Here is a 10,795-nt window from a genome sequence, read left to right as displayed (position 1 = left end):
AGATTGAACAGGGCATTAAAAGATCAGACCGTTATAAATCCTTAAAACTGGAAGGTAAATCAGACGATGAAATTAAAGATGATTTTAACACCAAAACAGAAATGAGCATTTTTACCTGGAAGGGTAATATTGATACGGTAATGAAACCGATCGACTCCGTTCGTTACTACAAAATGTTGTTGCGTAACGCTATGATGACCATGGACCCGACTAATGGACATGTGAAAGCATGGGTTGGGGGAATTAATTACGAACATTTTAAATACGATCAGGTTAAAATGGGGACCAGACAAGTGGGTTCGACCGCAAAACCGTTCACTTATGCCGTAGCAATTGAAAATGGTTATTCTCCTTGTTACACTGTGCCAAATGTACCAGTAACGATAGATGGCTATGGAGCACCATGGACGCCAAGAAATTCGGGTAAACCTCTACCGGGCAGCATTACTTTACAAAAAGCCCTGGCTTACTCTCAAAATTATGTTACCGCCTATTTAATGAAACAGGTTGGTCCTGTGGCCGTGTCTACATTAGCTACTAAAATGGGCATTCCTAATGTTCCGGCATTTCCATCTATTTGTTTAGGGACATTCGATTCGTCAATCTATAATATGGTAGGCGCTTATGGCGCTTTTGCAAACAAAGGAACCTATACCAAGCCGATTTATCTATTAAGGATAGAAGATAAAAATGGGGTGGTATTATTTTCACAAAAGGAAATACCAAAACCGATCATGAGTGAAGAGGTTGCTTATGTAATGACCAGAATGTTAAAAGGTGTAGTAACTAACGGAACCGGATCGAGGCTGAATTATAAATACAAAGTAAACGCACCTATCGGAGCTAAAACGGGTACTACCCAAAATAACTCAGATGGTTGGTTTATGGCCATTACTCCTCAATTGGTAACAGGTATATGGACTGGCTGTGAAGATAGGGCATTCCACTTTATCAGTACCAACCAGGGTGAAGGTGCCAATACTGCTTTACCAATTTTTGCTGGTTTTATCAAAAGAGTCTATGCCAATCCTGCGTTAAAAATCAGTCATGCGGATTTTGAGGCACCAAAATCTGGGGTTTCCATTACTTTTGATTGTAACCAATATCAACAACAGGAAGAAGGCGCAACAGAATTGGATGAGAAGTTGGGATTTTAATGCTTTGGGATTTGCGTGAAGGATAGCAGTGGAAATCCTTTTGTTGTCGCCTTGAGCGTAGCCGAAAGACAACAAAAGATTGTAACGGATAGCCTGACCCTTTTCCCGATCTTTCGGGATTGGGGCACGCCTAAATTATAAATTACACTAAACCGACGTCCACTTAATCAAAATTATCCCTCTCGAATCCTATTTTTGTAAATAATGAGCAGTTTCGACCATAAAACAGCATTAACCGCAATTCCGCATAAACCCGGTGTTTACCAATATTGGGACGCTGATGGAAAGCTCATGTATATTGGAAAGGCGAAGGACCTGCGCAACCGTGTGGGCTCATATTTTAATAGCGACAGAAACCAATTTAATGGCAAAACAAGGGTATTGGTATCCAAAATCCGTAAAATTACATTCACCATTGTTGATACCGAGATTGATGCCTGGTTACTCGAAAATAGCTTAATTAAAAAACATCAGCCAAAATTTAACATCAACCTAAAGGACGACAAAACCTATCCATGGATAATTGTTAAAAACGAAAATTATCCTCGGATTTACTGGACAAGGAAAGTGATTAAAGATGGTTCTACCTATTTTGGCCCTTATGGTTCGATAGGCATGATGCATACTATTTTGGATCTGATTAAAGAAACCTACCCCCTTCGTACCTGCAGCTTACCTTTAACAGAAAAAAATATAGCTGAAGGGAAATTTAAAGTCTGCCTGGAATATCAAATCGGCAACTGTAAAGGCCCTTGTCAGAATTACCAGACCGAAACGGACTACGATAAAAATATAGGTGAGATCAAAGAGATCCTGAATGGCAAAATCGGAAATGTAATCAGAGATGTTAAAGGGATCATTAAATCGGCATCAGAAAACCTGAACTTCGAACTGGCGCATCAATATGCAAGGAGATTAGAAGTACTGGAGAAATACCAGAGTAAATCTACTGTGGTAAATAGCGCCATTACCAATGTTGATGTGGTGAGTATTGCATCGGATGAACGTTATGCTTTTGTAAATTACCTAAAAGTGATGAACGGAACGATTATCCAGACGCAGACCATCGAAGTTAAAAAGCAATTGGATGAGAGTGATGACGAAATTTTAACATTGGCCATGTTAGAATTCAGAACGAAGTTCAGCAGCACCTCAAAAGAAATTATTGTTCCTTTTGAGCCTTCGTTAGAGGATGAAAGTTTAAAATTTACTGTACCTAAGCTCGGCGAAAAGAAAAAACTTCTGGAGCTTTCGCAGAAAAATGTATTGTTCTTCAAAAAAGAGAAACTTAATCAATACGAAAAATTAAATCCCGATTTACGCACCGATCGTATTTTAACGACCATGCAGAAAGATCTGCGTTTAACCCAGCTTCCAAAACATATAGAATGTTTTGATAACTCCAACTTTCAGGGGAAATATCCGGTTTCGGCAATAGTTGTTTTTAAAGATGCAAAACCATCGAAAAAAGACTACCGCCATTTTAATGTGAAAACGGTAGAGGGTCCTAACGATTTTGCGACCATGGAAGAAGCCGTTTTCCGTCGTTACAGGAGAATGTTGGATGAAAACCAGACGTTGCCTCAGCTCATCATCATTGATGGCGGCAAAGGGCAGCTTTCGTCGGCTCTGAAGAGTTTAAAGTTATTGGGCATAGAAAATAAAGTTACCGTAATTGGTATTGCCAAACGTTTGGAAGAACTGTTCTATCCTGGCGATTCCTATCCATTGTATCTGGATAAAAAATCGGAAACCTTAAAAGTGATCCAACAGCTACGTGATGAGGCCCACCGCTTTGGGATTACCTTCCACCGCAAGAAACGCGATCAAGGGACACTTAAAACAGAACTGGAGCAGATTGAAGGTATCGGCAAAACTACCGCGGATAAACTGCTAACCCATTTTAAATCGGTTAAAAAAATTAAAGAGGCTACCGAAAAGGAACTGGCAGAAGTATTGAATAAAAAACAGGTAATTACCTTGCTGACCCACTTTAAAGAAGCGTAAATCTGCGCCGTAAACGCCAACAGACCAGCGTGTAAAAATCTTAACACAATATTAATCTTTTCTTGGTATGCCTTAAATACTTTATCTATAAATTAGGACTGTTAATACAAGTAAACATCTATCCCTAATTTACATGAGTAACAACATCCTGGTTACAATTACCAAGCTTTTATTGGGTGTATTGTATTTTACCGAATCAGAAAGCCCTTTTAAAGCGGCTGACTGGGGTAAAGTCCCTCCTGCAGAACTATTGCAAAAAATTGCAGTTCAATACCATTCAACTCCATCCAATTTAAAACACCTGGATCACGCTGTATTTTTCAACCACCTCGTTTCAAAGGTAGATGCATCCGATGCATCTATGGTAGAAAATGCCCATAAAATAACAGCGTTTTATTCTTCATTAAAGCAAAACCTTTCCAACATACAGGTCATCAGATTAGAGGGTGCCAGTAGAATACCTGTTCTGATTACCGGCTATTTACAAGATGGCAACTGTGTAGTTATTGAAACATTTGCTGTCGAAACCTAAGCAATCAATCCCATCCATTAAATAATCCCAAACTAAACATGAAAGCATTAAAAAAATTAAGCTTACTGGCCGTCCTATGCCTTGGCCTCGCTGCCTGTAAAAAGGAAAACCAATTTCAACCTGAAACCAACTTATTCGAACAAAAATTAAACAGTAAAACCGCTACTGCCAGCACACAGGCTATTGCTGCAGGTTTTCCTGAAGATTTTGAATCTGGCACAAAAGGAAGTTATGCCACGGCATCAGTAACCTTAAGCAGTGGAAGCTGGAGCCTTAACGATGCCTTAATTGGAAACCTTGCTGCAGATGCAAAAAACGGCAGTCAATCAGTCCGAATACGCAATACCGGTATATTGAGTATGAATTTCGACGTAAACGGAGCTGATGTGGTAAGTATTGCCCATGCCAAATACGGTACCGATGCCAATAGCACCTGGCAGCTTTGGTATTCTACCAATGGTGGCTCAAGCTGGTTACAATCAGGCAGTACCATTACCAGTAGTACCACAACATTATCAACAGTAACCTTCAATACTGCAATTGTTGGGAATGTACGTTTTCAGATCCGTAAAATCAGTGGCGGTACTGCCCGCATCAACATAGACGATTTAAGTATTTCCACTGGCGATATAACCAATCCGCCTACCACACCAGGAGATAACAGTCATCTTTTAATGGGTAACCCAAGCAATGCTGTTGCCAGTACTTCTTATCCAGAAAATTACCTGATGGAACGCACTTATTATACACTTTCTTACAGCAAAACAAGGGCTACACCTAATTGGGTAAGCTGGCACATTGGATCATCTGATTTAGGTTCAACTCCTCGCCAAGACGATTTTAGAGCAGATAATACTTTGCCTTCTGGATGGTACCAAGTATCGAGCAGCAGCTATTCAGGTTCAGGTTTTGATCGTGGCCATAACTGCCCTTCAGCAGATAGAACAGCCTCTGTAGCCGCAAATTCTTCTACGTTCTTAATGAGCAACATGATGCCTCAGGCACCAAATAATAACCAAGGACCATGGGCCGATCTTGAAAACTACACCCGCTCGCTGGTAACAGCAGGTAACGAAGTATATGTTATTTGCGGTTCTTATGGATCGGGCGGTACAGGAAGCAATGGCGGCATCACTTATACTATCGACAATGGTAAAGTTAATGTACCTTCTAATACCTGGAAAGTTATTGTGGTATTATCCAACGGCAATAACGATTTAAGCCGTATTACCTCATCTACAAGGGTAATTACCGTAAATATGCCGAATACAAATGGTTTAAATACCAATTGGAAAACATATCGTACAACAGTTAATGCTGTAGAATCTGCAACTGGTTACGATATTTTATCAAATGTACCTGCAGCTATCCAAAGTGTAATAGAATCAACAACAGATAACCTATAAAATATTTTATCCTCAAAGAAAATTGGCATCATCAAACTGAGCCAGCTTAAGAATTAAAGATTGACTTATCTTCCCGTTCTTCTCAACTCTTTTGTTCGTAATGAGTGGATGTGGTGCAAACAAAAAAGCTCCGATTTTCATCGGAGCTTTTTCGTAATATTTAGTATTCCCAAAGACCTTGTTCGTAATCAAGAACTGATTTTTTAATCCTCTCTGATTCGTACAACCTTTCTCTAGGGTCGGTAATGATATCTCTGATCTTATTGTCACCAGGATTTGATTCTTTTACAATATAGCTGCTGAATAAGCGGCGGATAAAGAAATCATCGAAACTCAATGCTGAAGCATCGTTATTGGTATTGATTAAACGTTTCTTCGTTAAAATCTCTCTGGCCTCTGGATAGTACACCCAAAATACCGGTTGCCATTGTTTAGAAACCTCATTGTATTTTAATGGTGCAATACCTACAATACGGGGTTCGAAAACAGAACGTTTGGTATCGAAAATCCAGTCTTCTTTAATTCTGAATTTCAAGAATAACTCCGGATTAAAATCATTAACTACAGTAGTAACCGTTCCGGTTTTATTGTTCGAAACCTCTGCTGTTCCTAAAGCCGATTTGGAAGCAGAATCTGCCGACATTGGATTAAGAAAAGCATCATCTTCGTTCAACGCACTATCAATCGGCGAATACGCTGTTAGTTCGTCTTTCTTAATTGCGGCAATCAGTACATCAATTAATCGAGATTTAGGCGATTTTAAGGCTGAATTAACCGTATCACGTAAGTCAATTTCTCTCCAGATCCGTTTTGCATAAAAAACATCCTCTTCCCTCACATCAGCCAAAGGAACCATTTCAGTACTGTCAATGTCCTTACGGGCATAAAAACCATCTTTAGGTGGTACCTTAAGTTTCTTTTTAGCTGTTTTAACAGGGGCTTTCACCGTATCTGCCACAGGGGGTGCAGCAACTACTGGTGCAGCTTTCTTTGGTGCTAACTTGGTTGGCTTTTTTTGTGCAAAAGCAAACGTGGTTAACAACACTAAAATAGCAATACTTAAAATCCTTTTCATCTTCTTTTTATTTTACGCTAAACGCTAATGAAGGCAAAATTCTTTGACGACCATCTGGTCCTACAGAAACAATATCTTCAAAAAATACTCTTGTACCAGGCGTAATTGAGTTTATTGCACCCTTAACTGCACCCGCGAAACTTCCTCCACTACCAGGAATGGTAACAGCATCAGAACGAGGTTTTATAATGGTTAACTTATAACGTTGTATTTTAAACTTAACATCGAAAGGAAAATCATCCAGATCTGCTTCAATTTCAGTTTCGCTTTTTAGCTGTACTGAAGCTACATCACCTCCAGCGCGGCCACCAACCTTAGCTACCGGAGCAGGGATAGCTTTAACCCTGAATTTTTGTGAGCCTAAGCTAACCGTTTTACCAGCGTTATTTGCGGATACATTAATGGATACTTCTTGACCAACCATGCTTCCCGGAACGTTAACATTATAGTTTCCGTTACCACCAGACATTGAACCTCCTGAAATGGAAGCACGAACACTCTCTAATGGAAAACCTGCCGCCGATACCGTAAATGGATTAGCAATACCTGCATAAATTACATTCAGTTTGGTTGAGGAAACAGATGCTGAAGGTTTCGCTACCTGATAAGTTTGTGGTTGGGTTTTATATTCTTTTACCTGACCATCGGTTTGGCGAACACGAACGGTACCTACCCAGGTAAACTGGCCAACACTACTTGTACCACCGCTATAAGTTCCTTTACCATCTTTAACAGATAACTTACTTCCATTAACGGTAATATCAGGCGTTGATCTCGAATCGCTGGCTGTTAAAAATACCTCAGCAGTATACGGCTGACCTTGGATTACGTAAGAAGTAGGTGCTACTGCAACAGCTGCAAACTGATCCAAATTAACCTGTGCTTTATCCATATTTCCGAACAATTTTTTAACTACTTCTGCTTCAGCATTTTTAGTGTCTGTTTGCAGTTTGGTTAAAATTGTCATTGCAGCAGTTAATGGTGTTCCCTCACCAAAGTAAGTTTCCTGCCAGTTTCCTTTCCTTTTTCTTGCAGGATCTTTAGCTTCGAGAGAGAATGAAACATTCGCTCTATCAGCCGGGTCTAACAAAGAGATTAATTTTTCGCGTGTGGCGTTAATTCTCTTTTTCAACTCATCTGCTTTCTTTTGATTAATCATGATATTCTGTGCAATATCCTGATTTGATCTATTTACCAAATCTTCAGTTTCCGGATCGATTCCATCACCTGCCTGGGTAAATTCTTTTTTAATGCTTTCAATATAATTATTCAAATCATCAGCCGCCTTCTGTGCCTGTTTTGCCTTATCGTAAATTGGCTGTGCACGGGCTGGCTCTTCTTTCAACTTCGAATTTTCGAAGGCAGAAAATAACTGATTAATACTTGTATTTACATTGTTTTTAGAAGTATCCAAACTATCGTTGATATTTTTGAATGCATCTAAAATGGTATCTGATACGTTTAAGGCGAGCATAGCCAACAATACCAAATACATGATATTGATCATCCGCTGCCTTGTTGTTTCTTTTCCGCCTGCCATGTTTGATGTAGCTTTTCCTTTAAAAATTAAAAACTAAACAAATTATACACGTGGGCCGTTCATAGCCGATAACATATTGCCATAAATTGCATTAAGCGATGATAGGTTTTTAGCCAACTTATTCACCTCTTCTTTAAACTGTTTCGAATCTTCCATCGATTCGTTAAAGTTCTGCATGGTTAATGATAAGTTTGAATAGAATTTATTCATCGATTTTAGATGCGCGCTCGAATCTTGTAATTCTAATTCATACACTGCATTTAAAGCTGATAAATTTTTAGCCAAATTGTTAACCTGATCGTGATAAGCCTGAGAATCTACACTGCTCTCACCCATCGCTTTCAAATTAGCTGTAGCTTTATCAAAAGATGCACTTAAATTATCGAAACCAGCTGAAGCTGTTTTAATTTTGCCTGTAAATTCATTAGTTGCGGTAGATGCATCTGCAACATTAGAAATTGTTGCTACTTTATCACCAAAAGTACGCAAACCAGAGCCTAAGCTTTCAATCAATTCAGGACCGATTTTAGCATCTGATAACATTTTATCTAAGGCCGCCGTGTTCGATTCTGTTGCTGCAACCGGTCTTGCTGATGCAGTTGGTAATTCTCCTTTAAAATCTGGTTTTAATTCAGGATATACTCTTTCCCAAGCTGGTTCTGGCTCTGGTGGAAAAAACCCTGTTAAAAAGAATAAAATCGCCTCTATTCCAAGACCAAGCCCGATCATATAGCTACCTACAATTCCACCAATGTGTAGAATTTTAAATAACGCTCCGATAATTACAATACTTGCTCCCCATGAAATCGCTACGTGTAACCAGCCTGGTTGTTTCTTTGCTGCCATAAAATTTTGATGTTTTTCTTTAGTTTTTAGTTTGTTTGGTTTAATGTCTTAAGTCGGTACCAGGATAAGATGAAACGCATCTGAACCCAATGTATGATCTTTGTGTATCCTGATATTCGTATGTTGCTACAGCGTTTTGTAGAAAATAGCCTGTGTCTTTCCAGGAACCACCTTTTACTACTTTACGCTTTTTGTATTTGCTGTCCGTTGCGCCAGCATCATAAGTAAAATTCGGGTTCAAATCGTGCAATAATGGGCTTGCACCTTTATTGTACGCAGTTAATGTCCATTCAGAAACATTACCTGCCATGTTGTACAAACCATAATCATTAGGGAAATACGATCTAACACCTACGGTATAAATACCCCCGTCGCTCGAATAATCGCCACGACCTGGTTTAAAGTTAGCCTGTAAACATCCTTTTGTATTTCTAATATAAGGACCGCCCCACGGGTATTTGGTTTTGGTATTGCCACCTCTTGCTGCATATTCAAATTCAGTTTCGGCTGGTAATCTATAATCTGATCTGGATCCTGCAGGTAATTTTCTTGCTGTGGCAACTCCATCGTACAATCTTGTTCTCCAATGAGAGAATGCTTTTGCCTGTTCCCAGCTTACACCAACTACAGGATAATCATCGTAAGAAGGGTGGTTGTAGTAACCACGTACCATAGGATCGTTTTGTGAATAAGAATAATCTGTTTTCCATACCATGGTATCAGGATAAATAGCAACGTTATAACGATCGATATAATCCTGGCGTTTGCTGTTTGGGTCTTTATGCCCCAGAGCAGCTTTCTCCATATTTAATTCGGCATAAGAATATTCGAATTTACGAACATCTAATTCTTTTTTTCCAGGAAGTGCGTCTAAACCTGAGTAATACATCCCATCTAGTTGGCTCACTTGGGCTGCTGCTGCTCCTTTTCCTTTATTACGCCAAATGTTGGCACCGTTTGGTCCAACTTTCCTCCAATCGATGTACTTCTCTCCACCAACAGCATTTGCGGCATTTCCCTTTGGCGTAACCATAAATTGTTGAGGGTTGCCCATCATCACAATTGCAATTGAATCGCGTACCCAGTTGGTAAACTGGCGATATTCCGCATTGGAAATCTCGGTCTGGTCCATAAAGAACGCGCTAATGGTAACCATTTTACTTGGACCATTCTGAGAAAAGGTGATATCTTCATCCGAACCTCCAAGTGGGGTATGCCCTGGCGGCACATAAACCATTCCTAGTGGGATTCTATCGTTTTTAAATTTTCGGTTATAAGCACCAACCAGCTCGCCTTGACCGACATGGCCACAGCTTGCTAGCATTACAGTTATACCTACAATAGCTAGAAGGTAGATTTTCTTCATATTTTTTATAGTGTGCACAGCACGATTAGGAGCAATTTTATCAAAAATCACTGAAATTATCAACAAAAGCAAATATTTTACGTTAAATCATCACTCAAAGACAATTAAAGTTAGATTAACACGTCTCCAACAGCCTTATATTTTGTTCAAAAATATGCGTAACTCTCTTACTAACAGTAAAGTTACGCATTTATTGTATTGACTTAAAATAAATTATTTATCGTATTATTTATTAGATATTTTGATGTAATTCTCAATAGCCATCGTCATAGACGGAACACCCGGGGTTGGCGCAGCAATATCCACTATCAGGTCCATATCGGTACAAGCCTTACTCGTGTTAGTTCCAAAAGCAGCTATCCGTGTATTATTTTGTTTAAAATCGGGGAAATTTTTAAACAACGACTGGATACTTGACGGACTAAAAAATGCAATAACATCGTAGAATACTTCAGCTAAATCAGATAGATCGCTCACTACTGTCCTAAACAAAACTGCAGGGGTAAAATTATACCCACTTTTTTCCAAGAACTTCATCGTGTCTTCGGTAGCCATATCAGAGCAAGGATATAAAAACTTCTCGTTTGCATGCTTCTTTAGCACCTCTGCTAAATCTGCTGCAGTTTGTTTACCAAAAAAGATTTTACGCTTCCTATACTGGATATACTTCTGCAGATACAATGCAATAGTCTCAGACAGACAAAAATACTTCAGTTCTGCCGGCACTTCATAACGCATTTCTTCACAAATTCTAAAAAAATGATCTGCTGCATTACGGCTGGTAAAAATTACTGCCGTAAAATCGGCCAGGTTAATCTTATCCTTTCTAAAGTCTCTTGCGGGCACACCTTCAACATGAATAAAGG

Annotated in this window: 9 protein-coding genes; 4 read left to right on the top strand and 5 right to left on the bottom strand. The window is 39.2% G+C overall.

All coding sequences use genetic code 11. The features are described 5' to 3' along the window. The 4 genes from AC1DPQ_RS06805 to AC1DPQ_RS06790 all read left to right on the top strand — a co-directional run. Positions 1-1,157: transglycosylase domain-containing protein (locus AC1DPQ_RS06805; RefSeq protein ID WP_477608509.1), on the top strand; the 1,157-nt coding region annotated here is incomplete at its 5' end. Between the two features lie 204 nt (positions 1,158-1,361). Further along, positions 1,362-3,164 carry an excinuclease ABC subunit UvrC gene (uvrC, locus tag AC1DPQ_RS06800; protein ID WP_477581489.1) on the top strand — a complete coding sequence of 601 codons (1,803 nt, stop codon included), beginning with the start codon at positions 1,362-1,364 and terminating at the stop codon, positions 3,162-3,164. 133 nt (positions 3,165-3,297) lie between these two features. Next, on the top strand, positions 3,298-3,696 hold the full coding sequence (locus tag AC1DPQ_RS06795; RefSeq protein WP_477581491.1) for a nuclease A inhibitor family protein: 399 nt from the start codon (positions 3,298-3,300) through the stop codon (positions 3,694-3,696). Positions 3,697-3,734: 38 nt separating this feature from the next. Beyond that, positions 3,735-5,102: a DNA/RNA non-specific endonuclease gene (locus AC1DPQ_RS06790; protein WP_477608507.1), complete on the top strand. Its 1,368-nt coding sequence runs from the start codon at positions 3,735-3,737 to the stop codon at positions 5,100-5,102. A gap of 160 nt (positions 5,103-5,262) precedes the next feature. On the opposite strand, the gene porN is transcribed toward AC1DPQ_RS06790, so the two are convergent. The 5 genes from porN to AC1DPQ_RS06765 all read right to left on the bottom strand — a co-directional run. Then, positions 5,263-6,177 (bottom strand): type IX secretion system ring subunit PorN/GldN, encoded by a 915-nt coding sequence (porN, locus tag AC1DPQ_RS06785; protein ID WP_477608505.1) that lies wholly within the window; start codon positions 6,175-6,177, stop codon positions 5,263-5,265. 7 nt (positions 6,178-6,184) lie between these two features. Beyond that, positions 6,185-7,717, bottom strand: a complete 1,533-nt coding sequence (gene porM / locus AC1DPQ_RS06780) for a type IX secretion system motor protein PorM/GldM (RefSeq protein ID WP_215132251.1) — start codon at positions 7,715-7,717, stop codon at positions 6,185-6,187. A gap of 42 nt (positions 7,718-7,759) precedes the next feature. Then, positions 7,760-8,563 (bottom strand): type IX secretion system motor protein PorL/GldL, encoded by an 804-nt coding sequence (gene porL / locus AC1DPQ_RS06775; protein WP_477583972.1) that lies wholly within the window; start codon positions 8,561-8,563, stop codon positions 7,760-7,762. Between the two features lie 40 nt (positions 8,564-8,603). Continuing rightward, positions 8,604-9,929, bottom strand: coding sequence for a T9SS ring complex lipoprotein PorK/GldK (gene porK / locus AC1DPQ_RS06770; protein ID WP_477608503.1), 1,326 nt, complete (start codon positions 9,927-9,929; stop codon positions 8,604-8,606). A 225-nt stretch (positions 9,930-10,154) separates the two neighbouring features. Then, on the bottom strand, positions 10,155-10,795 hold a 641-nt coding region (locus AC1DPQ_RS06765; RefSeq protein WP_477608501.1), incomplete at its 5' end, for a uroporphyrinogen-III synthase.

The sequence above is a fragment of the Pedobacter sp. 01T416_2 genome (genome assembly GCF_056398925.1).
Note: the sequence above shows the minus strand (reverse complement) of the source record. Positions and strands in the feature narration are given on the sequence as shown.